At 33.6% G+C, this 23,009-nt stretch carries 18 protein-coding genes; 5 read left to right on the top strand and 13 right to left on the bottom strand.

The window, feature by feature from the left end:
- Positions 1 to 10: 10 nt before the first annotated feature.
- Entirely contained in the window at positions 11 to 2,143 is a 2,133-nt protein-coding gene (locus IR010_RS05120; RefSeq protein WP_194602137.1) for an OmpA family protein, read from the top strand.
- 95 nt (positions 2,144 to 2,238) lie between these two features.
- Positions 2,239 to 2,718, top strand: coding sequence for a hypothetical protein (locus IR010_RS05115; RefSeq protein ID WP_194602134.1), 480 nt, complete (start codon positions 2,239 to 2,241; stop codon positions 2,716 to 2,718).
- Between the two features lie 76 nt (positions 2,719 to 2,794).
- Here the strand turns inward: IR010_RS05115 and IR010_RS05110 are convergent, their stop codons facing one another.
- On the bottom strand, positions 2,795 to 3,175 hold the full coding sequence (locus tag IR010_RS05110) for a DUF1573 domain-containing protein (protein ID WP_194602131.1): 381 nt from the start codon (positions 3,173 to 3,175) through the stop codon (positions 2,795 to 2,797).
- Between the two features lie 263 nt (positions 3,176 to 3,438).
- On the opposite strand from IR010_RS05110, the gene IR010_RS05105 reads away from it, so the two are divergent.
- Positions 3,439 to 6,075, top strand: coding sequence for a valine--tRNA ligase (locus IR010_RS05105; protein WP_194602128.1), 2,637 nt, complete (start codon positions 3,439 to 3,441; stop codon positions 6,073 to 6,075).
- A gap of 161 nt (positions 6,076 to 6,236) precedes the next feature.
- Here IR010_RS05105 and IR010_RS05100 read toward each other — a convergent pair whose 3' ends face one another.
- The 3 genes from IR010_RS05100 to IR010_RS05090 all read right to left on the bottom strand — a co-directional run bounded on the left by IR010_RS05100 (position 6,237) and on the right by IR010_RS05090 (position 11,024).
- Complete coding sequence (locus IR010_RS05100) at positions 6,237 to 7,559, bottom strand: APC family permease (RefSeq protein ID WP_194602125.1); 1,323 nt, start codon at positions 7,557 to 7,559, stop codon at positions 6,237 to 6,239.
- Positions 7,560 to 7,751: 192 nt separating this feature from the next.
- On the bottom strand, positions 7,752 to 10,034 hold the full coding sequence (locus IR010_RS05095; RefSeq protein WP_194602122.1) for a TonB-dependent siderophore receptor: 2,283 nt from the start codon (positions 10,032 to 10,034) through the stop codon (positions 7,752 to 7,754).
- A gap of 264 nt (positions 10,035 to 10,298) precedes the next feature.
- Positions 10,299 to 11,024, bottom strand: coding sequence for a DUF4198 domain-containing protein (locus IR010_RS05090; protein WP_194567103.1), 726 nt, complete (start codon positions 11,022 to 11,024; stop codon positions 10,299 to 10,301).
- Positions 11,025 to 11,312: 288 nt separating this feature from the next.
- Between IR010_RS05090 and IR010_RS05085 the strand changes: the two genes are divergently transcribed.
- Positions 11,313 to 12,473 (top strand): MFS transporter, encoded by a 1,161-nt coding sequence (locus IR010_RS05085; protein WP_029268830.1) that lies wholly within the window; start codon positions 11,313 to 11,315, stop codon positions 12,471 to 12,473.
- 43 nt (positions 12,474 to 12,516) lie between these two features.
- On the opposite strand, the gene IR010_RS05080 is transcribed toward IR010_RS05085, so the two are convergent.
- The 6 genes from IR010_RS05080 to IR010_RS05055 all read right to left on the bottom strand — a co-directional run bounded on the left by IR010_RS05080 (position 12,517) and on the right by IR010_RS05055 (position 20,157).
- Positions 12,517 to 12,993: a DUF6265 family protein gene (locus IR010_RS05080; protein WP_194602119.1), complete on the bottom strand. Its 477-nt coding sequence runs from the start codon at positions 12,991 to 12,993 to the stop codon at positions 12,517 to 12,519.
- A 198-nt stretch (positions 12,994 to 13,191) separates the two neighbouring features.
- Positions 13,192 to 15,495, bottom strand: coding sequence for a type IA DNA topoisomerase (locus tag IR010_RS05075; protein WP_194602116.1), 2,304 nt, complete (start codon positions 15,493 to 15,495; stop codon positions 13,192 to 13,194).
- A gap of 221 nt (positions 15,496 to 15,716) precedes the next feature.
- Positions 15,717 to 16,877: an FAD-dependent oxidoreductase gene (locus IR010_RS05070; RefSeq protein ID WP_194602113.1), complete on the bottom strand. Its 1,161-nt coding sequence runs from the start codon at positions 16,875 to 16,877 to the stop codon at positions 15,717 to 15,719.
- A 59-nt stretch (positions 16,878 to 16,936) separates the two neighbouring features.
- Positions 16,937 to 17,749 carry a helix-turn-helix domain-containing protein gene (locus tag IR010_RS05065; protein WP_228515094.1) on the bottom strand — a complete coding sequence of 271 codons (813 nt, stop codon included), beginning with the start codon at positions 17,747 to 17,749 and terminating at the stop codon, positions 16,937 to 16,939.
- Between the two features lie 55 nt (positions 17,750 to 17,804).
- Positions 17,805 to 19,316 (bottom strand): acyltransferase family protein, encoded by a 1,512-nt coding sequence (locus IR010_RS05060; RefSeq protein ID WP_228515092.1) that lies wholly within the window; start codon positions 19,314 to 19,316, stop codon positions 17,805 to 17,807.
- Between the two features lie 43 nt (positions 19,317 to 19,359).
- On the bottom strand, positions 19,360 to 20,157 hold the full coding sequence (locus IR010_RS05055; protein ID WP_194602110.1) for a PhzF family phenazine biosynthesis protein: 798 nt from the start codon (positions 20,155 to 20,157) through the stop codon (positions 19,360 to 19,362).
- A gap of 494 nt (positions 20,158 to 20,651) precedes the next feature.
- On the opposite strand from IR010_RS05055, the gene IR010_RS05050 reads away from it, so the two are divergent.
- On the top strand, positions 20,652 to 20,885 hold the full coding sequence (locus IR010_RS05050; RefSeq protein ID WP_194567090.1) for a hypothetical protein: 234 nt from the start codon (positions 20,652 to 20,654) through the stop codon (positions 20,883 to 20,885).
- A gap of 101 nt (positions 20,886 to 20,986) precedes the next feature.
- Here the strand turns inward: IR010_RS05050 and IR010_RS05045 are convergent, their stop codons facing one another.
- From IR010_RS05045 to IR010_RS05030, 3 genes are all read right to left on the bottom strand, one after another.
- Complete coding sequence (locus tag IR010_RS05045) at positions 20,987 to 21,544, bottom strand: hypothetical protein (protein WP_194602107.1); 558 nt, start codon at positions 21,542 to 21,544, stop codon at positions 20,987 to 20,989.
- Positions 21,545 to 21,799: 255 nt separating this feature from the next.
- Positions 21,800 to 22,357 carry a YdcF family protein gene (locus IR010_RS05040; protein WP_194602104.1) on the bottom strand — a complete coding sequence of 186 codons (558 nt, stop codon included), beginning with the start codon at positions 22,355 to 22,357 and terminating at the stop codon, positions 21,800 to 21,802.
- A 250-nt stretch (positions 22,358 to 22,607) separates the two neighbouring features.
- Positions 22,608 to 22,922 (bottom strand): hypothetical protein, encoded by a 315-nt coding sequence (locus tag IR010_RS05030; RefSeq protein WP_194602101.1) that lies wholly within the window; start codon positions 22,920 to 22,922, stop codon positions 22,608 to 22,610.
- Between the last annotated feature and the right edge of the window lie 87 nt (positions 22,923 to 23,009).

Raw genomic sequence — 23,009 nt, 5'->3', positions numbered from 1 at the left:
AATGAAAAATATGAAAAAACTACTAGTTATTATATTCGTATTTTCAATACAGTTTATAAACGCCCAAAGCAAAGAGTTAACAAGAGCGAAGCGATTTTTTGATAAAACATATTACAGTGAGGCTATTCTTTTATATCAAAAATTAGCTGACGAAAGTCCATCTCAAGAAGTAATAAAAAACTTGGCGGATTCTTATTATTACACAAATGATTTGATTAAGGCACAGCGTTATTATCGTCTTTTAGTTCAGAATTACAATCAAAATTTAGATAGAGAATACTATTTTAGATATGCTCAAACTTTAAAAGCAAGCAATAGTTATGCTGATGCAAATGCAGTCTTAAAAGAGTATTATGCAAAATCAACTACAAGCAAAGACTCTATTTATTTTAGAAATGAACTGAAAGAGCTTGAAAATGTTTCGGCTATTGGAAATCGATTTGAGATTAAAAATCTGGCTATAAATACACCAAATTCTGAATTTGGAGCTGTAAAGTTTAACGGCAATTTAGTATTTGCTGGCGTAAAGCTAAAACCAGGATTGTTTGATAAAAAATATAAATGGGATAATGAAACATATTTGAATTTAGTTTCAGTTCCACTTGAAAGTATAAATACTCCAGATGTACTTGTTAGTTATTTTGCTGATGAATTAAAAACAGGAATGCACGAAGCAAACGCTGTTTTTACAAAAGATGGCAAGACCGTTTATTTTACGCGTAATAATTCTAAAAACGGAACGAAGAAAAGAAATGATCAAAAAGTTTCAAATCTTCAAATTTTTAAAGCGGAGTTGGTTGAAGGAAAATGGAAAAATATTGTTTCGCTTCCATTCAACAGTCCAAATTATTCTGTAGAACACCCAGCTTTAAGTGCTGATGAAAAAGTATTGTATTTTGCTTCTGATATGCCAGGAACAATAGGTTCTTTTGATATTTACTCGGTAAATATTAATAAAGGAGCATATGATACGCCTCGAAATTTAGGGCCAATTGTTAATACAGAAAAAAGAGAACAGTTTCCGTTTGTTTCAAATGACAACAAGCTATATTTTTCTTCAGATGGACATTTAGGGTACGGATCACTTGATGTTTTTGTTTCTGATATAAAAGGGAATGAGTATTCTGAACCGGTAAATATTGGTTTACCACTAAACTCTAATTTAGATGATTTTTCATTTAATATTGATTCAAATACAAAAGAAGGCTATTTTGCTTCAAATAGAGAAGGAGGAAAGGGAAAAGACGATATTTATCAATTTAAAGAAATTAAAGATTTAATTGTAGAAGACTGCAAACAGTTTATTGCTGGTACAATTTCAGACGTTGATACTAATTTAGTTCTAGAAAATGCGACGGTAATTTTACAAGATGCAAACAAAAATACTTTAAATACTATTACAACTTCGGCAGATGGAAAATTCAGTTTTACAGTTGCCTGCGAAAGTTCGTATAGCGTTGTAGCTTTTAAAGAAAAATATACTAACGAATCTAAATCTTTTGTAATAGGAAAAGTTAGAAATGTAACGAATGACGGTTCTTTAGCATTGAAATCTTTAGAAGCAATAAAATTAGAAGAAAAAGAAATTGCTGAGAATAAAAGAAAACAAGAAATTATTCTAGAAGAAGAAAAGAAGAAAAAAGATGCATTGGCTATTATTGCTTTAAATGAAGCAACTAAAAAGGCAAAAGCAGATGAAATCGTTGCGGCAGAAGCCAAGAAAAAAGAGAAAGTAAAACAAATTATTGCACAGGAAAAAGATGTAGTAAAAGATAATAAAGACAGGCTGATAATTAAAACAGATCCTATTTATTTTGATTACAACATGTGGTACATTCGTAAAGAATCTAAAGTGGTTTTAGGAAGAGTAGTAGCTTTGATGAATAAATATCCTGATATGGTTATTGAAATTGGCTCACACACAGATTCACGTGGAAATGCTAAGTTTAATGAAAATCTATCTCAAAAAAGAGCCAACTCAACCAGAGAATTTATCATAGAGTCAGGTATAAATGCAAAAAGAGTTGTTGCTAAAGGTTATGGCGAATCAGTGCCAATTGTGAAATGCAAAACAGATGATGCTTGTTCTGAAGAAGACCACGAATTGAACAGAAGAAGTGAATTTGTAATTAAAAATTTATAATGAATTAAAAAATACGATTTTAATTAAGAAGCCTTTTTTTTGGCTTCTTTTTTATTTAATTTTATAAGATAACAATCTACTTAAAATAATAAATTATGAAAAATCTAGTAATACCTTGTTTGCTTTTAGCTTGCATAGGATTTCAAAGCTGTAAAAAAGAGCAAAGCCAAAAAGTTGATGCTGTTCCTGCCGATGCTGAAAAGGTTGTAAGTACCCAATGTTACAAAGCCATTTATGAAAAAGATACTATTGATTTAAAATTGAATACTTTAAAAAGCGGTAAAATAAGTGGAAAAATGGTAATGAAGGCAGCTGCAGCAACGGAGAAAACTGGTGAAATCAGTGGAGAATTTCATGGTGATACCTTATTTGTAGATTATACTTTTATTGAAGTAACTAATAAAAATAAAACCTTCAAGAACCCAATGGCATTTCTTAAAAAAGACAAACAGCTTATTTTAGGAAACGGAACAATGCAGACTACTATGGGAGTAACTTATTTGGTTAAAGATAAGCCTATCGATTTTGACCGCGTAAAATATAAATTTGAAACTGTTGATTGCGTTGAAAAATAAAAACGGATCAGAGAAAAACAAAAAAAGCCGTTTCTTATTCAAGAAACGGCTTTTGCTATTTTAAACTTTAATTTTTTTATAAAACTTCACCTTTAATTTTTAAGGCTACTCTTCCGTCAGGATAATTGACAGCGTTAGTTTCAACTGTTATTGTTTTGCGAATAGGACCAGAAACCATATTATACTTAACATCAATTTTTCCTTTTTTTCCTGGCATTACAGCTGTCGCAGGCTTTGTAACAATAATAGAACTTACTGTTGATTCTGCACCAAGGATAAGCAAAGGCGCATCTCCGGTATTAGTAAATTCAAAGGAGCGAACTCCGTTGTCACTCTTAGAAATTTTTCCATAATCAATAGTATTATCTTGGGCTGCAAATTCAATTTTTGGGCCGTTTTGTGCATAACCTATTGCACTAAACAATACGATAGCAATAAAAGAGGCAACATTTTTCATTTTGAAATTGTTTTTAAGTTGTAAGTAAATATACATTCTTTTAATTAACACACAAATTATTAAATCGCTTTTTATAGTGTCTTTAATTATTTACTTTTGCTGTCAATTATAATTACAAAAATTGAACCAAAGTTTTTTTTGGTTTATTTTGTTTGACTGTTTGTCTTTTTATTAATTCGCAAAATAACGATTAATAAAGAACTGATAAACAAATCAGATATTAACAAATCAACAAATTAACGATTAAACATATCCACTATAAAATGACAATTCCAGCACAATTTGACGCTAAGACGATCGAGAATAAATGGTATGATTACTGGATGAAAAATAACTATTTTCATTCTGAGCCAGATCATAGAACACCTTATACTATTGTAATTCCACCGCCGAATGTCACTGGAGTATTGCACATGGGACATATGCTGAACAATACTATTCAGGATGTTTTAATTCGCCGTGCACGTCTTAAAGGTTTCAATGCTTGCTGGGTTCCGGGAACGGATCACGCCTCTATTGCAACTGAAGCAAAAGTTGTAGCAAAATTAAAAGCAGAAGGAATCAATAAAAATGATTTAAAGCGTGAAGAATTTTTGGCGCACGCTTGGGAATGGACAGATAAATATGGTGGGGTAATTTTAGATCAGCTTAAAAAGCTTGGAGCGTCGTGCGACTGGGAAAGAACCAAATTTACAATGGATCCAGATATGTCTGCATCTGTAATTAAATCGTTTGTAGATTTATACAACAAAGGATTAATCTACAGAGGATACCGAATGGTGAACTGGGATCCAGAAGCTAAAACAACTTTATCTGACGAAGAAGTTATTTACGAAGAACAACAAGGAAAATTATTTTTCTTAAAATATAAAATTGAAGGTTCAGAAGATTTCTTGACGATTGCAACAACACGTCCAGAAACTATCTTCGGAGATACTGCAATTTGTATCAACCCGAACGATGAGCGTTTTACACATTTAAAAGGTAAAAAAGCGATCGTTCCAATTTGTGGAAGAGTAATTCCGATTATCGAAGATGAATATGTTGATGTAGAATTCGGAACCGGATGTTTGAAAGTAACTCCGGCGCACGATATGAACGATAAAACGTTAGGAGAGAAGCACAATCTTGAAATCGTTGATATCTTTAATGAAGATGCAACTTTAAATAGTTTCGGATTGCATTATCAAGGAAAAGATCGTTTCGTAGTTCGTACTGAAATTGCAAAAGAATTAGAAGAAATTGGAGCTTTAGCAAAAACAGAAATCCACTTGAATAAAGTAGGAACATCAGAAAGAACAAAAGCTGTAATCGAACCAAGATTATCGGATCAATGGTTCTTGAAAATGGAAGAATTGGTAAAACCGGCAATTAAGTCTGTTTTAGAAACAGGAGATATTAAATTACATCCAAAACGTTTTGAAAACACTTATGCGCACTGGTTAAATAATATTCGTGATTGGAACATTTCTCGTCAATTATGGTGGGGACAACAAATCCCGGCTTATTATTACGGAGACGGAAAAGAAGATTTTGTAGTGGCTGAAAATATCGAAGATGCTTTAGCTTTAGCAAAAGAAAAAACATCTAACAACTCACTTACAACAGCTGACTTAAAACAAGATGTTGATGCTCTAGATACTTGGTTTTCATCTTGGTTGTGGCCAATGTCAGTTTTCGGTGGAATTATGGATCCAGAAAGTCCAGATTTCAAATATTACTATCCAACAAATGACTTGGTAACAGGTCCAGATATTTTATTTTTCTGGGTTGCGAGAATGATTATCGCAGGTTATGAATATGCAGGCGAAAAACCATTTACAAATGTATATTTGACTGGTTTAGTTCGTGATAAACAACGTCGTAAAATGTCTAAATCATTAGGAAATTCTCCTGATCCTTTAGACTTGATCGATAAATTCGGAGCTGACGGTGTTCGTGTAGGATTGCTTTTAAGCGCTTCTGCAGGAAACGACATTATGTTTGATGAAGAATTATGTAACCAAGGAAAAGCGTTCTCTAATAAAATATGGAATGCCTTCAAATTGATTAAAGGATGGGAAGTTTCTGAAACTATCGCACAGCCTGAATCATCAAAAGTAGCAATCGAGTGGTATGAAGCGAAGTTACAACAGACTTTAGTTGATATTGAGGATAATTTTGAGAAATACAGAATTTCAGATTCTCTTATGGCAATTTATAAATTGGTTTGGGATGATTTCTGTTCTTGGTTTTTAGAGATGATCAAACCGGCGTATCAACAGCCAATTGATAAAGCAACGTTTGATAAAGCAATCGAAATGTTAGAAAGCAACTTGAAATTGCTTCACCCATTTATGCCTTTCTTAACGGAGGAAATCTGGCATTTAATTGCTGACAGAACTGCAGAAGAAGCTTTAATCGTTTCAACATGGCCAGAATTAAAACCTTTTAACGCGAGCTTAATTTCTGATTTCGAAAATACAATCGAAGTAATTTCCGGAATTAGAACGATCAGAAAAGATAAAAATATTCCGTTTAAAGATGCTATCGAATTAAAAGCAATTAACAGCGAGAACATTTCAACTTATTTTGATACAATTGTAACGAAATTAGGAAACATTTCAGCTTTCGAATATGTTTCTGCTAAAGTAGACGGAGCGTTATCTTTCCGTGTAAAATCAAATGAATATTTCATTCCGATTTCGGGAGGAAATATTGATGTTGAAGCAGAAATTGCAAAACTAACTGCAGAGTTGGTTTACACGCAAGGTTTCTTAAAATCGGTTCAGGCAAAATTATCAAACGAAAAATTTGTTGCCGGAGCGCCAGAGAAAGTTTTAGCAAACGAAAAACAAAAAGAAGCAGATGCTTTAGCAAAAATTGCTACAATTGAGCAGAGTATTGCTGGTTTGAAGTAAGAATTAGATTTACATTTTTATTATTATAAAAGCTGTCCAATGGACAGCTTTTTTTGTTTTTTCATTCCGAGGAACGAGGAATCACACTAGTAACTCTACAAAGATTGGTGACACTCCTTCTTGAATTCGCGTGTTATTACTAGTTTCTGGAAATGACACAATTATCTTTTATTCTTCTTCTTCAAAACCAAAAATAAAGGATAAGATACAATCGTAATTCCAATAATAACAATAAAACTGGTAGGATCACTGTAAATAAATCCCATCAATAAAGCAATAGAAGCGACAATAGCAATTATCGTTGTCCACGGATACCAGGCTGAGCGGTAAGGTCTTGCCAATTCAGGTTCTGATTTTCTAAGTTTTAAAAGCGAAGCATACGCTAATCCCCAAACAATAATAGAGATAAAAGCGGCAAATGAAAATAAGACTTCAAAAGAACCAATACAGATTATTAATAATAAGCTGATAAAAGCTGAAACTAACAGCGATACAATAGGAGTTCCACCTTTATTGACTGTTGTTCCTTTTTCTATAAAAAATCCGTCACGGCTTAATCCGTATAAAATTCTTGGCGGAATCATCATAAAAGCATTCAGAATACTAATTAAAGAGAAAATAGAAATTACCGTTACAATTATGGCTCCGTTTTCGCCAAAAAGAATTTTAGCAACATCGGCAGCGGCCAAGCTCGATTTAGCGACAGTTTCAACAGGCAGCACATAAAAAAAGGCAACATTTACCAAAACATAAATCGCTATGACAAGCAATACACCGCTAAATAATGATTTTGGAATATTTTTGCTCGGATCATCATTTTCTTCTGCAAAAAAGCAAACGCTGTTCCAGCCATTATAAGTTCCGATGATAAGCTGCAATGATTTGAAAAATCCAAATACTAATCCGATTTGAAAGAAGGAATTATCGGTTTGAATTGGTGCTAATTTTACTCCAGAATACATAAAGCACGCCACAACTAAACAAACAAAACAGATTACTTTAATAAAACTGGTAATCTGCTGAAAAGCACTTCCGTTTTTTACACCGCTTAAATGCAGCAATAAAAAAGCAATTAATAATGAAATGGCCATTACAGTAGAGTAGTTGCGCAGATCTGGAAACAGAATAATTAAATATTCGCTAATTACAATGCAATAAAAAGCTGGCGGAATCACATTTGTGATATAATCAAACCAACCTGATAAAAATCCTGCATAATCTCCGAAAGCTCTTTTAATATAATTATATGATCCTCCCGCTTTTGGCAACATTGTAGCCAATTCAGCATAAGAATTAGCACCAATTAAAATATACAAACCTCCAAAAAGCCAGGAAGCAATGATAAGCCAATAATTTTCTAGAAGACCAGCAATACTTCCGGGTGTTCTTAGAATTCCAACTCCAATTGTTCCTCCAATCAATACTGCAATATTAAAACTTAATCCTAGGCTTTTTTTTAATTGGTTTTTTGTGGAATCTGACATAGGTAGAATTTTGTTTTTGTTAGAATTGAAATGGTGTCACAAAAGTAAATATAATTAGAGTACTTTCTTTTATCAAAACAAAAAACCTCATCTATTGCTAAATGAGGTTTTTGAATCTAAAACCAAAACTCCTTTTATTTTTCAAAAATGAAATGCAGAAAGCTTTGGAATAAAAAAAATCTAATTCAAATTTTAAAATTTATATCTCAAACTTGTCATGACTTGACGAGGCGCAATTGGATTCACACTATAATTTTCGTGAACAGTATAATTCAGCTCATTTGTAATGTTTGATAATCTGCAAAGGATAGAGAATTTTTTCCATTCGTAACCAAGAGAAGCATCTACTGTAACATATCCTTCCAACGGAATATCGCGATCTCTAATCGTTACTGTATAAGTTGGCGGATTGGTTGCAGGCACAACAGCAGTCCATAAATAATCATCATTCCAGCCTCCTGTACGATCTCCAACATAATTTCCGATAGCTCCAAAAGTTACTCCTTTAAAGAATCCGTCTTGTAATTTATAGAAAAAGCTTAAGTTGGCAGTGTTTTTTGGAGTTCTTGCCAATACATCTCCAACAACAAGACTTCCGTTTGTTCCGGATGATTTAGATACTTTAGTTTCATTAAAACTATAACCGGCCATAATATTCAATCCTTCAACAGGTGTAGCCGTAATGTCTATTTCGACCCCTTTTCCTTTTGTAGCTCCTACCAATTCTTTTATAGCAGTATTAGCATTTTGCGTCACTCCATCTGCTAAAAATTGTGCAGTCTGCGCTAAATTGTTATTCGTTATTTGATAAACGGTTACGTTTGTACTCAATAAACCTTTCCAGAAATCTTTTTTAATACCCACTTCATATTGATCAATAATCGAAGGGTCTAAAGGTTTTAAATCTGCTGTAGTTCCCGTATTTGGGGTAAAAGAGTTGGAATAACTTGCAAACAGCGATAAATCTTTAGTTGGCTGTACAACCAATCCTGCTTTAGGAGAAAAAGCTTTGTTTACGGTTTTAAGTCCTTCTACTGCTTCTGCATTTTCAAGCGAAGTTGTGATAACCCCTTTTGTAACTACTTCTTTAGAAGTTGTAACATAACTTTCCTGCCATGACCAACGTAATCCGGCTAAAACTTTAATATGCTTTGTAACCGAAATTAAATCCTGAGCATAAGCACCAAAACGCTGTGTATTGGTAGTAGCCAATTGCGTTGCTCTTGTTGGGTAAGGTATAACACGACTTTGTGTACTATAATCGTAAGTATAAAGATTTATTGCTGTAGCTTCGGTTGTAATGGCAGTTGTACCAGTTGGTGTTGCATAAAAACCATACGTATAACTAGGAGCCATCGAATTTTCGTAATCAGCTCCGGTAAAGATTTGATGTTTGATGCTTCCCGTATTGAAAGTTCCCTGCAAACTTAACTGATCACCAAAAATTTGCTCGGCACCATCAGACTTTGTTAAACCGCGTTTCCAGTTTCCATTGGTTTCAATTGTACTTAATTGCGCTGTAGAGGTTTGTGTTCTTCTGTAAGATTGATAAGAAGAGTTGAAATTTAATTTCCAGTTTTTATTAAAATCGTGATTAAACAATAAAGACGCACTAGAAGATTTAGTGTTTGCTGTCGACCAAAGCGCTCCGAAGAATTCGTTGCGAGGCAAGTCTAAAATTGTTTTTCCATAGATTCCCGTACCAAAATCCGGCGTCCAGTCTGCGCTTAAATAATCTCCTTGTAATGTAATTTGAGTTTTATCTGAGATATGAAAAAGAAACGAAGGGTTGATGTAAATACGTTCGTTTTTCACGAAATCCCTAAAGCTTTCTGAGTTTTCATAAGATCCTGTAAATCGATATGCTATTGATTTATTTAAAGGTCCGTAAAAGTCAATAGAAGGTTTGTAATAATTGTAGCTTCCCATTTGCATGGAAATTTCCCCACCGCTTGTAAATTTTGGTGTTTTGGTAACCAAGTTCATAATACCTCCCGGTGCCACATTTCCGTATAGTAAAGCTGAACCTCCTTTTAAGAATTCAACTTTTTCTAAAGATGAAACTTCTGGTATTGAACCCGCGTTATAACGAAAACCATTTTTAAACATATTGTTTGCCGACATATCATATCCTCTCGAAAAGAAGGATTCCTGCGCACCACCACGAGCAGATCCTACATAAACACCGTTTAAGTTCTTTACAACTTCACTTAATCTGATGGCTTGTTGCTGTTCTATTACTTCGCTTCCAATTATTTGAACGCTTTGTGGCAAGTCCATCACTTTTATTCCTGAACGTGCGGCTTCAATTGGTTTTTTAGGCTTATTCGCTGTAATTAAAACTTCGTTAAGAGTTTCTCCTTTTTTATTTTTTACGGTATCATTTATAGAAATTCCGTTATCTGTACTTGAATATTCCTGACTGTATGAAGTAAAACTTAAAAGTGCTACTGAGATGAGTAAAATGTATTTCATATCGTTTATTAAGAATAATTAAAAATAATGGCGCAAAGATAAATAGCTGTATTCTTTTTAACAAAGTTTATTTAGATTAATTATTATTAATAATGTAACAGTTTGATTAATAGTTTTTTGATTTTTTAATTAGTAAGAAAAATATCGTTATTGTTTGTTTTTTTTAATCTAGGAATGTTAAATTTTAAACTTTTGCCATAAAAAAACCTTGCTCAAGAACAAGGTTTTTTTTAACTAAACAATTGTATTAAATAAAGGGTATTACTATTTTACTGAAATCAGGTAGGTAGCCATTTTCCAGATTTCATCATATTTTTTACCATTGTGTTCTCCAGATGATTTCTCTGTATACGCGAATTCAACCATATAATTTCCGGGCCAGATTGGCGTAAATGAAACCTCCCCATTCTCGTTACTCCATAATTCTTTTTCCCATCCGTTTGGAGCAATTACTTTCATTTTTTGCTCTTTAGCGATTTTGCCATCATACAAGGCATTTACACTAATTTTTGTATTTTGTTTCGCCGCTAAAACATCTTTAGAAAATAAACTAATAATGTTTGAGTTAGCTACAGCTTCATTTCCTTTTGCCGCATTGCCAACTGTAACGGTAGCACTAGAATTATAATCTAAAACCATAGTTCCGTAAACATCTTTTACTTTGTGATGCATAATTATTGTATAAACACCATCTTCATCTGGTGTAAAAAAAGATTGGTATTTATTCTCTAAAGACTTTGCTGTAAGTTTGATTTCTTTTTTTGATGGAGTGATTACGACCAAAGAAAAATCTTTTAAATCTGAAAACCATTTGTCCGCTTTCGTAATATCATTCTCTGAAAATTCTCCAAAATAAACTGAAATTTCCTGTGCTTTTCCTTTTGTTCCTGTTGCTTTAGTTTCTATCCAGAGGGCGTGAGCAAATAGTTGTGGAGTTGCAACTAACATTAAAAGTAAAAATGCTAGTTTTTTTAAAGTTTTAGATTTCATAATATGAAGTTTAAGTTGAATAAATTGAGATTGTTTTTGCAAACTTAAGCCTTATTTAGAATAATTAAAAATAAAAAACCAATATTTCTTTGAGAAACGCATTTAATGCGAAATTAATTTTTCTGAATTAAAACTGGGTTGAAAGTTTCTAATAAAAGTCTTCTTGCATAAAGTGCTGATATTTATCTATTTGCTTGAAAATCTGTTTCTGATTAAATGAGACAAAAAATTAAAAGGCTAAAAATTGGGTTTAAAAACCATAAATTTGCAATCTGAAAAATTGGCTTCATGATTTTACCTTTCTTTAAAAGAATTCAAAATACACCAAGAGGTTTCCGAATAGCAAATACTGTGTTTTTTTTCCTGTCCGGATTCGGATATTCTTCATGGGTTTCGAGAATTCCGCACATACAAGCACAATTGCATTTGTCTGAAGCCGAATTTGGAGCTGTTTTATTCGCATTTCCAATTGGCTTGATGTTGACAATGCCTTTTACAGGAAGATTATTAAATAAGTACAGCAGTCGTTATATTATGCTGTTGGGTGCTATTATGTTTAATATTGTTCTATCGTTGCCTGGTTTAGTTGCTTTTGTATGGCAGCTTGTAATTGTACTTTTAATCTTTGGAGCTTCTCGAAATATTTTCAATTTATCGATTAATGCACAATCGCTCGAGGTTCAAAAATTATATTCAAAATCTATTATAACCCGTTTTCATGCGGTTTGGAGTATTGCTGTTTTCTCAGGAGCAGGTTTAGGGTATGTAATGGTGACACAACGTATTGCACCATCTCATCATTTATTAGGAGTAAGTGTTTTTATGATGGCGCTTACAGCTTGTTTTTATCCATTAAGTATTCATAATGAACCAACACCAGTTAAAAAGAAATTCTTTTCGATGCCTGAAAAAAACTTGATCAAATTTGCCCTGATTTGTTTTGTTTCTATGGCTTGCGAAAATACGATGTACGATTGGAGCGGTATTTATTTTAAAAATATACTGCATGCTTCGCCAAAGTTAACTAGTGCTGCATTTGTATTTTTTGCAACGGCTGTAACCTTAGGACGTCTGGTTGGAGATTATGGTGTAATGAAATTTGGAACTAAAAAAATTCTGCTTTACAGCGGCATATTAATTACTGTTGGTTTTGGCATTTGTTTTATCCTGCCGTATGCTTACCCAACGATTTTTGGCTACGTTTTAATTGGTTTTGGAGTTTCCTGCGTGGTTCCATTAGTGTTTAGTATTGCAGGAAGATCTTCAAAATTAAGCAGTGGTTCTGCGTTAACATCGATATCAACTATTGGTTATTTAGGATTTTTATTGGTGCCGCCAATGGTTGGTTTTATTTCTGAATATTTAAGTATGAAATGGGCATTCTTAATTATGGCAATTTTAGGAATTCTGATGATTTTTATGGTGAATAAGATCGGGGAGAATGAGTAGTTTTTTTTTTTTTGAACTTTTTAAGAAGCTAAGATACTATAATCTACTTCTTCGTCATAACAAACTTCTCCTTAGTCACTTTTCCTTGCAAATTCCCAGAAATTTCAGCTGTTAGAGTATTATTTGCCCCTTTTGTATACGTTATTTTTTGAGGATAATCGTGTGACGGATTTTCAAAAACCAATTTGTTTGCGGTTTCTGTAGTAGATGGAAAATCGATTGCTTTGTCATTGTTTTGTCCGTTTACAGTTGCGCTGTACATTAGCATTTCGCCATGCTGAGACAAAGTTATTTTTTCGAAATGCAAAGTGTCTTTTGATCTTATAAAATACGAAGTCGCATTAAAAGTACTGTCGTTTACTTTTTCCCAGTTTTCGGTAAGTACGCCATCATCTGACTTATTTTCCCAATTTCCGATTAGCCAGTCGGCTATTTTGATTTTATCTTTTTCTGTAGATTCCTTTTTTTGACAAGAAACAAATGCCAATACAAGTGCTAAAAGAGTTATTTTCTGAAACATATTTTTGGTTTTTTGATGTTAAACTGAAGTACTAAAGTATGAAAAAAAAGTTAGCCAGTAATTACGCTAATTTTTTATTTTTCCCACCACATGCTGCTGATTTAGACAGATTTTAATTTTGATTATAATCAGCGTGAATCTGCTTAAATCTTTTTAAATCTGCGTGAAAAAAAATCACTTTGATTCTTGAACCAAAAATTAAACGCTTTCCTGTAAAATAGAATGCACCAGTTCTTTAGTCGGTTTTTGATCTTTAAGTTTTGCCCTGACATCATCAAAAGTGACTTTAAAATCACAGCCTAATTTATAATCGCCACAACCATAAGCAGTTTTTCCTTTCATAACAGTTCCTTTTTTGCACTTAGGGCAAGTTAAAGAATCTGATGTTGAGGCCGGAGCTGGTTTTACTGCTGTTTTCTTCGGTTCTAATTTGAGTTTATAGTTTTCTTCAAAACGAATCAAACCCTCAACAGTTCCAGAATCGGTTTTAAAACCTTTTATGTTTACTGTCGATCCTTTTTGAACCAATCTTAAATACTGACTTTCTGTGATTTTTTTACCGGCAAAAACATACGGCAGTACAAAGTCACAACCGGCTTTATATTCACTGCATCCAAAAGCCGATTTTCCTTTTATCAGATTGCCTTTTTTACATTTGGGACACGTTTCTGCCAAAATTCCGGAAGCTTTCTTTTTCTCCGCTTTTACGATTGGCTTTTGAATCGTTGCAGCGTGCGAAATATTGGCGTGTCGGGTTTCACTTCTAACTTCTGTTACCAAAGCCTCTACCATGCGTTTCATGTTTTTTATGAACGCACCGGCTGTAAAAGTACCTTTTTCAATATCTTTTAGCTGTTTTTCCCAGGAACCTGTAAGTTCTGCCGATTTGATCAGTTCATTCTGAATCGTATCAATCAGCTGAATTCCCGTTGGAGTTGGCAAAACCTGCTTTTTATTTCGAACAATATATTGGCGTTTAAAAAGCGTTTCAATAATATTCGCGCGTGTTGACGGACGTCCAATTCCGTTTTCTTTCATTAGTTCGCGCAAATCTTCGTCATCAACTTGTTTTCCCGCGGTTTCCATGGCGCGTAGCAGAGTTGCCTCTGTAAACTGATTTGGCGGTTTGGTTTCTTTTTCTAAAAATGAAGGTTCATGCGGACCTTTTTCTCCAACAACAAAACTGGGCAATAAATCAGCTTCTTTTTCTTTGGCATTTGGATCTTCAAAAACTACTCGAAATCCTTTTTTTAGAATTTCTTTTCCCGTTGCTTTAAACATTACATCGTCAGCTTTTCCAATTACTGTTGTATTTGCAACCAAACAATCATCATAAAAAACGGCAATAAAACGTTTTACAATAATATCATAGACCTGTTGCTGATTGTACGGTAAATTGCTTTCGATTCCGGTTGGAATAATAGCGTGGTGATCCGTAACTTTTTTATCGTTAAAAACTTTTGGTGATTTTTTAATCTTCTTTTCTAAAACGGGATGCGTCAAAGCTGCATACTTCGTCAGTTTTTGCAAAATTCCAGGTACTTTCGGATAAATATCATTTGGCAAAAAAGTCGTATCAACTCTAGGATACGTTACCACTTTTTGCTCGTACAGCGATTGCGCAATTTTAAGCGTTTCATCTGCCGAAAATCCAAATTTTGTATTGCAATATACTTGAAGGCCAGTTAAATCAAAAAGTTTTGGAGCAAATTCATTTCCGTTTTTTTTATCAATTGAAACAATTTCGAAATCGCTTTCTTTGACTTTGTTCGCTAAAACTTCTCCATCTTCTTTATTTAAAAAACGGCCTTCTTCATAACTAAAAAGTGTTTCTCTATATAAAGTCTGTAATTCCCAATAGGGTTGGGGCTTAAAATTTTCAATTTCTTTAAAACGGTCGACAACCATTGCTAATGTTGGGGTCTGCACGCGTCCGATAGACAATACTTGTTTATAACCGCCGTGTTTTACGGTATACAAACGTGTGGCATTCATGCCTAATAGCCAGTCGCCAATCGCTCTCGAAAATCCGGCGTAAAAGAGATTATCGTAATTATTCGATGGTTTTAAGTTTTCAAAACCTTCTTTTATGGCTTCGGTGGTTAGAGATGAAATCCATAAGCGCTGTACTTCGCCTTTATAATTCGCCTCATTCATCACCCAACGCTGAATCAATTCTCCTTCTTGTCCGGCATCCCCGCAGTTTATAACGACTTCGGCTTTGTCGAATAGGCTTTTTACAATTTTAAATTGCTTTTGGATTCCTGAATTTTGAACCACTTTTGTCTCAAACTTTTCAGGAAGCATAGGCAGATTATTTAAATCCCAGCTTTTCCAATGTGGTTTGTAATCGTTCGGTTCTTTCAGGGTACATAAATGTCCAAAAGTATATGTTACGGCATAACCGTTTCCTTCGTAATAGCCATCGTGTTTGGTATTGGCGCCCAAAACGGATGCTATTTCACGTGCTACACTTGGTTTTTCGGCAATACAGACCTTCATTTCTTATTTTGATTTAAAGGCGAAATTAGGAATTTTTTATAAGAAAAGGGACAAAGGTTTTTAGGGACAAAGGGACAAAGGTTTATTTGGGCTCATGCCAAAGCGCAAAGTTTTCCCTTATTAATTTTAAACTTAGCGTCTTGGCGACTTTGCGAGAAAATTGTGCATTGTGATTAAAGCAAAAATAATCTCGCAAAAGCGCAAAGTTTTTCTTTTATTATTTATTCTCTGCTAAAAAACGCCAACATTGTTTCTAATGAGTCTTTCGAATGCATTTTCTCACCATTTTCAAGTGACTCTTGTGCTGCTTTTGAAGCTCTTTTACGCATGTTTGATTCATAAACAGCAATAGCTTCTTGAATTGTAGAATATTGATCAGATGTAAGACATTCACTCAGTTCTAAAGCATCCAGCATCGCCATATTAGCACCTTCGCCGGCAAAAGGAGGCATAACATGTGCAGCATCTCCAATTATAGTTGTATTAGAAAGCGTTTCCCAGTTTTGATCTAAAGGCATGCAATAAATAGGACGCGGAATATACGCTGCAGAAACATTTTCGAAAAGTTCATACCAAGTACTGCTCCATTCTGGATATACTTTTTTAAACCATTCTACTATTTGAGATTTGTCAGAAAAATCTAAACCGCTGTTCTGCACCCAATTTTCATCGGCTTTAAAACTGGCGTAGAAACCTAAAGCGCCGTCTCCTTTTTGTCCCAACAAGATATTTTTCTCATTTCCAAAAGCCATTATTTTTCCGCCATTCAGCAACGAATCGATATGCGGTGCCGTTTTTTTAGATTCATAAATATTGCCTTCCAGCATTGTTATGCCTGAATAAAATGGTTTGATATCAGTAATGTAGGGACGAATTTTCGAATTGGCACCGTCAGAACCAATGACAATATCTGCATAAACTGATGAGCCGTTTTTGAAATGCAATAACCAGCCTCCATTTTGTTTTTCCATCGAAATAAAATGACTGTCCCAGATGATCGTTTCGGGTTTTAAGGATTCCAGTAAAATTTTTCGTAATACACCGCGGTCAATTTCAGGACGAAAATATTCATTGTCAAAATCTTCTTCAAGATTTGTTTCGTGGTCGCTGTAAAATATTTTTGCCTGTTCGTCTAAAATCAATGTTTTATCAGCACCCGGCATAAAGTTGTTTTTAAATTCATTAAATAAATTGGTTTTGCGAATCGCTGCCAAACCTGATTCGTCATGCAAATCTAATGGCGAGCCTTGTACTCTTGCTTCTTTATTTAAATCTCTTTCGTACACTTTTACATTTACATTTTTCAATTGCAAAAGTCTGGCTAAAGTAAGTCCGCCTGGACCGCCGCCAATAATAGCGACTTGTTTATTTTCTAGTAACATTCCGTTTTTTTTAGATTTAATTTATCCGGTCAGCTTTTCAGCTTTGTATCGGGACAAAATTATTGCTCTTTTAGAACGGATAATAGTATAAATCGGTCATCCTTATTTTTTAGCAGTTCGCTCGGTACAACGCCAGAGAATTTTTTGATTTCCTTGATGAAATGATTTTGATCTGCGAAGTTTAATTCTGGAAAAAGTCGGCCTTGAGCAATATGTTCTAAAGACGCTTTGAAACGTAGAATTTTACAAAAAGCATTTAATGAAAGTCCGAATTTCTTATTGAAATAACGATTGATTTCTCGACTGCTCCAAGCTATTTTTTCAGAAAGCTCCTGTACTTTGATTTCGCCGTTTGAAGCGTAAATTAAATCAAAAAGCTGGCATTTTCTTTCGTCGATTTTGCTTGGTAAAAGTTCGCTTAGTTTTAAGATTATTTTTTGATGAAAGGCATCAAAATCTTTTAAATCATTGACATTAACATTCCAAAAATCTGTTGAGAGATTTTTTGCGCTGTTTACTATGTCGGCAATAGAAGTCTGTAAAATATATTCAACTCCCAAAGGTTTAAAACTGACTTTGAAGGCAATGGTGTGTGGCGGAATAGCGCGTTGTTCTGGAACTGTTTCTAATCCGATTAAGGTGACATGAAAAGCTGCTGTTTCAGATTGCAGAAAAAACAAATCAATTCTTCCGTCAGGCATTAATACGACTTCTTTAGGTTTATCTGACAGATTCTGAAACATTCCAATGTTTTCTACAAAGTCAGCCAGTGGTTTTTCTGGCACGATGAATCTGTAATGGAAGTGGTTGTTCATTGTTGTTGTAGATTTTACCGCAAAGAGCAGTTTTTTATTGGTTTTAATTATATCCATTTTATGTCATCCCTCGTTACTTGGGATGACAAGATTAAGCGTGAATTTTATAAAACTAAGCTTTCTTTTTTCTTTCTGTTAAATATTTTCGAATTGGAATATCATAAAAAATCATGGTTAAATAAGCAAAACCAAGCAGGATAATTGTGCCTAAAGTTATAATAAAAAACAGTTGATTTGCATCTGGTTTGTACTTTGCGTAATAGTTCGCAAACATCCACATGACGGCATAATGCGTCATGTATAACGGGTATGATATTTTTCCGAAAAAGACGCATATTTTTCTGAATCCGCTGCTTAATTTTGCTCCGGCTCCTAATGCAATTAATAATGGAAAATAGAGCAAAACGACTACAGGTTCTGTCAGCCAATTCAAATTTGAAAAAGGAAGTAAAAAGGCTAGGAGCAACAATACAGATAAACCTATAAAACCCAGTTTTGATTTAATTATCCAATTAGAACGGTAAAGCAGCATACCGGCTAAAAAAGAATAGGAAATTCGCGCTCCGCCGTCCCAAAAGGTTTCGCCGCTCCAACCGCCCAATAACGAACCGCCTGCGCGATTGCTGACAAAACAAATTCCGACTGCAGCAAAAACAGTTAATATAAATAGGGAACGACGGCTTAATTTGTAAAGAAAAACCGCGTATAGAATATTAGCAGCATATTCCCAAAACAAAGACCAGGCAGGCGCATTTAAGCCAAACAAATTGAAATAACGATCTGCCATTACCGGAAACGGAATCAAGAGAATCGAACTCAAAAACAGCAATGCTATTTTACCAGTTTGGTACGTTTGAGCATGTCCGCCAAACGGATCAAAAAGAAAAGCCAGCAAACCCAAAACCGAGCCAAAAATAACCAAAGGATGCAATCTGATTAATCTGAAATTAAAAAAATCGGTAAATTTCATTTTGGCAATACGATCGTGATACGCATACGCAATGACAAATCCAGAAAGGCAAAAGAAAAAGTCAACGGCTAAAAATCCATGAGCAATAAAATTTTTTTCTGGCGTATAAACGATTTCCATAAAATGAAAAACAACAATGGCTAAAGCAGCGATTCCTCTTAAACCGTCGAGAATTTCAAAATGCTGTTTTGGGTTTATTGGTTCTATATTTATGTTTTTACCTTTTAATTTTATTTCGATGTTTTCTTTTTTATTCAGCTTTTTGAGTTCTTTAAGAATTGAATCTACAAGTAGCTGTGTTTCCTTTTTTGTTTTTTCCTGATTGTCACGAAATGTATTATCGACAACATATGGATTAGCGTAATTCTGAGTTTCCATATTAGATCTGCCCCACGGATAGTCTTCTGGAATTTCTTGTTTGTATTCCTTTATATTCCAGAATTTTTTCTCGTAAATTTCATCAAATAATCTTACAGCGTCAATTTCAATTTCGACTTTCAGTTTTTTATTTCTTTTAAAGTAATTGTCAATTCTGTCCTCAAAATCCTGCAGACAGTTTTTATTATAATCAAATAAATTCAATTCTTTCAAAAGAGCAATTCTAAAATTATCAAAGTTTTCGTCAGGTTGAATTTTTAGTTTTTGGATGTTCATAGAAGTCTTTCTATTTTTAAATGGTTTTTTAGACCAAACGTAATTATAAAACAAATTCCCCTTCCAAAACAATTACAGCTTCTCCTAAAATAAAAACTTTTTCATCTACAAGTTCCGTACTCATTGTTCCTGTTCGTAATGAAGACTGAAACGCTCTGAATTTTGTTTTATTCAATTTTTTAGCCCAATATTTTGTCAAAAAGGTTTGAATACCGCCTGTTACCGGATCTTCATTCGTTCCGGCCCATGGCCAAAAATAACGGTAATGAAAATCGAAATTTTCATGGTCTGAAACAGCAGTTACAAGCACTCCGCTAATTCCTGCGTGCGAATTTAGCAATGCTGTAAAATCTGGTTTTAAATTAGCGAGTTCAACTGCACTCTTAATTTCGATTAAAATGATTTTATTATTTGGGCTGTATCTTCGGTCTTCAATTTCAGCAATTCCGAGTGCTTTCAGCATATTTTGAGGGACCTCAATTTCTTCTGTTTCGTAAACAGGAAATTGCATTTTGATTTTATTGCCTTCTTTTTCAATACGTAATTCAACATTATTGCAGTTGATGAATTTTATATTTTGAAATGAAGTCGTATTGAAAATGATTTTAGACGAAGCCAGTGTAGCATGCCCGCATAACGGAATTTCGGTCTTTGGAGAAAAAAAACGAATGCTGTAAACGTTATCTGAGATTTGTTTTATAAAAGCAGTTTCAGAAAAGCCAATTTCTGTTGCAATGCTTTGCATCGTTTTACTATCAAGTTCTGTGTCGGGTAAACAGACAGCAGCCGGATTTCCTTTAAATTTTTCATTCGTAAAGGAGTCTACAAAGTACGTTTTCATTTTTTAAGTTTTATGCAATGCAATATAAGCTTTTTGTTTTGATGATTTTTGTAGGCAAGTAAGGAAAGCCTCCGCTATTTGGTTTTGCAATCCTGAACAAAGTACAATTACAGCAAAGTAACGCAAAACGCAATTCAAAACGAAACATTTGTCATCCTGAGGAACGAAGGACCACACAAGAAACTCGGCAAAAAAATTCTCAACACAATATTTGTCATCCTGACGGAGGAAGGATCACACAAGAAACTACGCAAAGTATTTCGACAAAGCAATTCAAAAATTGTGGTTTTTGAAAAACGGCGAATGCCAATCTTTGTCGAATTTCTAGTGTGATCCTTCGTTCCTCAGGATGACAAAAAAATGAAGATTTTCGTCAATCATAAACAAGGCATCAGTTGTATACAATCAGGCGTATACGATCACATATAACTAATCGCTTATTTATAATTTCGTTGCCATGAAAAAAGGAAATTAATATTTCAAAATTTAGAATTATGAGCATAAACACTCTTTCAAAAGAAACCGAAAAGAAACTAATTGATTTTTTTAATAAATCTGTTGAGCCGGAAGTAATGGCAAAGGCAATAAGACAGCTCAATTATATCGTTTCTTTAGGAGTCATGAGAGAACATGAAACCCTTCAAAACAATAGAGCAAATCTGGAAAATAGTTTTTATTGGCTGAATAAATTGGCCGAAGTTTTAAATCCTTATTTGGATGTGGAATGATTTTATCGCTAACGAAAGGATAACTCTGGTAGTTGTTTTTTATTGTTGTGTCATATTTCATTGCATGCGCGGGCGGGGCGCTCAAGCTCACGGGGGATACATCAGGCTTGTTTTTCTGATTTCTTTTTTAAAATTAGTAGAATTATAATAAGTGGAATAAGTGAAAAATAAAAGTATATAAGTCCAGTAGCACTATCTTTTTTCCTTTCAAACTCCTGTTCGTTTCCTAAAAAAACTTCATCATTAATAATGTTTCTCCACACTTTAATGGTTTTTATATTTTCGTTAAAAATGTTGTTATCATTAAAGAAATTTCCATTGAATCCTCTATATATTAATTCTTGCTTCTTTGTTGAATTCAATAGATTGCCTCTAATTACTGTAATATCTTTAAAAGTAGATTTTCCCTGACTCGAAGATGTTTCTGTGGCAATAAAAGCGGTATCTACCACAAAAAACTCTTTTTTGAGGTATTTTTGAGGATCGTGAAATGCTTTATAATTTTCAAAAGTTATTTCAAAAGGTCTTAAAATATCTTTGTCTGTAATGCCATGCACTAAATGTGAAACAAAAATAAAAAGCGAAAATGCTAGATGAGCTAATAATATATATTTAAGAACTCTATATTTTTTGAAAAATGGATGGTCTTCTAGTTTCATTTAACTATTAATTATAGGATTTCCGATAGCCCGGATTTGTAATCTATGCCTTCAAAGTTTGTTTTGCTGGTAAATGTAAACAAAAAGCTACATGATTTTTGTAGCTTTTTATTCGAAGGATTAATTTGTTTTTGCTGACAAAAGCAAGAAAAGGGAATAAAAAGCAATAAAAAGTTAAAGTATATTTTTTCCATAATATCTGTTTAATAATTTTTGTGTTTCGATAATATGGATTGCCAATCCGCGCTATTTAAATTACTGTGTATAATACCCTGCAAATTCTCTGATAATCGAATATACATCTTTAATTTCAAAATAATTGGGACTTGCACTGCTCACATTCTGAAAACCTTGTTTCTTAAATAACATTTTTGTTCTCGTTACATGAAAATATTGCGATACGACAATAATGCTTTTAAAGTGCAGACTATCTTTTAGTTTCATTGTATTATTTACTGTTGCGCGGGTATTATTTCCGAAGTTGTCGACAATAATTAACGAATCAGGGACTTTATTTGCCACTAAAAAAGCTCTCATTTTATTTCCTTCAAAAAAGCCTTCTTTGCCTAAACCGCCGCTTACTATTATTTTTTTTATGCGGTGATTTTGGTATAAACTGAGTCCGCATTCTAAGCGCTTTTTAAGACGTTCTGAGAGTGTTCCGTCTTCGTTTACCTTGTTTCCAAGAATAACCGCAACATCAGCATTTTTTCCGTTATCGCTCAAACCATCAACGGTTATAAATACGGTGTGGCCAATAAACCAAATTAAAAATAGGGTTAGGAGTAATTTAAATATACGTTTCCAGTTCATGAAATGATTGGTAATTAGTGGTGTAGGTATTTTGATAGATTTCGTTAAATAAGATACCTTACATTAATGAATCAAAATCTGTTAGTACAAAATAAATGTCTTGCTGTACACACGTTTATTTTCGATATAAAGATTCATTTCCCATTTTCCTTTAATTAACTCATAAGGTTCGTCTAAGCTGTAAGAAGAAGCAGAAGGAATATTTGTTGGTCTTTGAGTGGTATATTTTATACTTTTAAATTATTCTCCTTTATTGTTTGTTACTTTCAATGTCGATCGCTAGATTAACAGTGTCTTTGGCTTTTACGATATAAACCACTCCAAAATTTGCTTTTTTTATAGCCTTAATCGAATCGGTATTTTTGATTATAACAAAATCCTTTAACCATCCATGAGTGCCTGTTGGAGTATTGTTAACTTGTTCCGTTGTGCCATCTTCGACTTTTGCCAAGCCGTAGTCAAGTTCTTTAAGTTTTAAAGTTCCATAACTTTTAGATTTAATAGCAGCTTGCGAAAAAATAGTTTGTAAAACAAAGAACGAAAGTAAAGTGTAGATAATTTTCATTTGTATTTGGCTGGTTTTGAATTAAGACATTTAGTTCGATAGCGCAGATTTGCAATCCGTGCCCGCAAAGATTAATTTTTTATAAAT

The sequence above is a fragment of the Flavobacterium sp. MR2016-29 genome, from assembly GCF_015350695.1.
Lineage (GTDB): Bacteria > Bacteroidota > Bacteroidia > Flavobacteriales > Flavobacteriaceae > Flavobacterium.
This window is presented reverse-complemented; position numbering and strand designations above follow the sequence as displayed.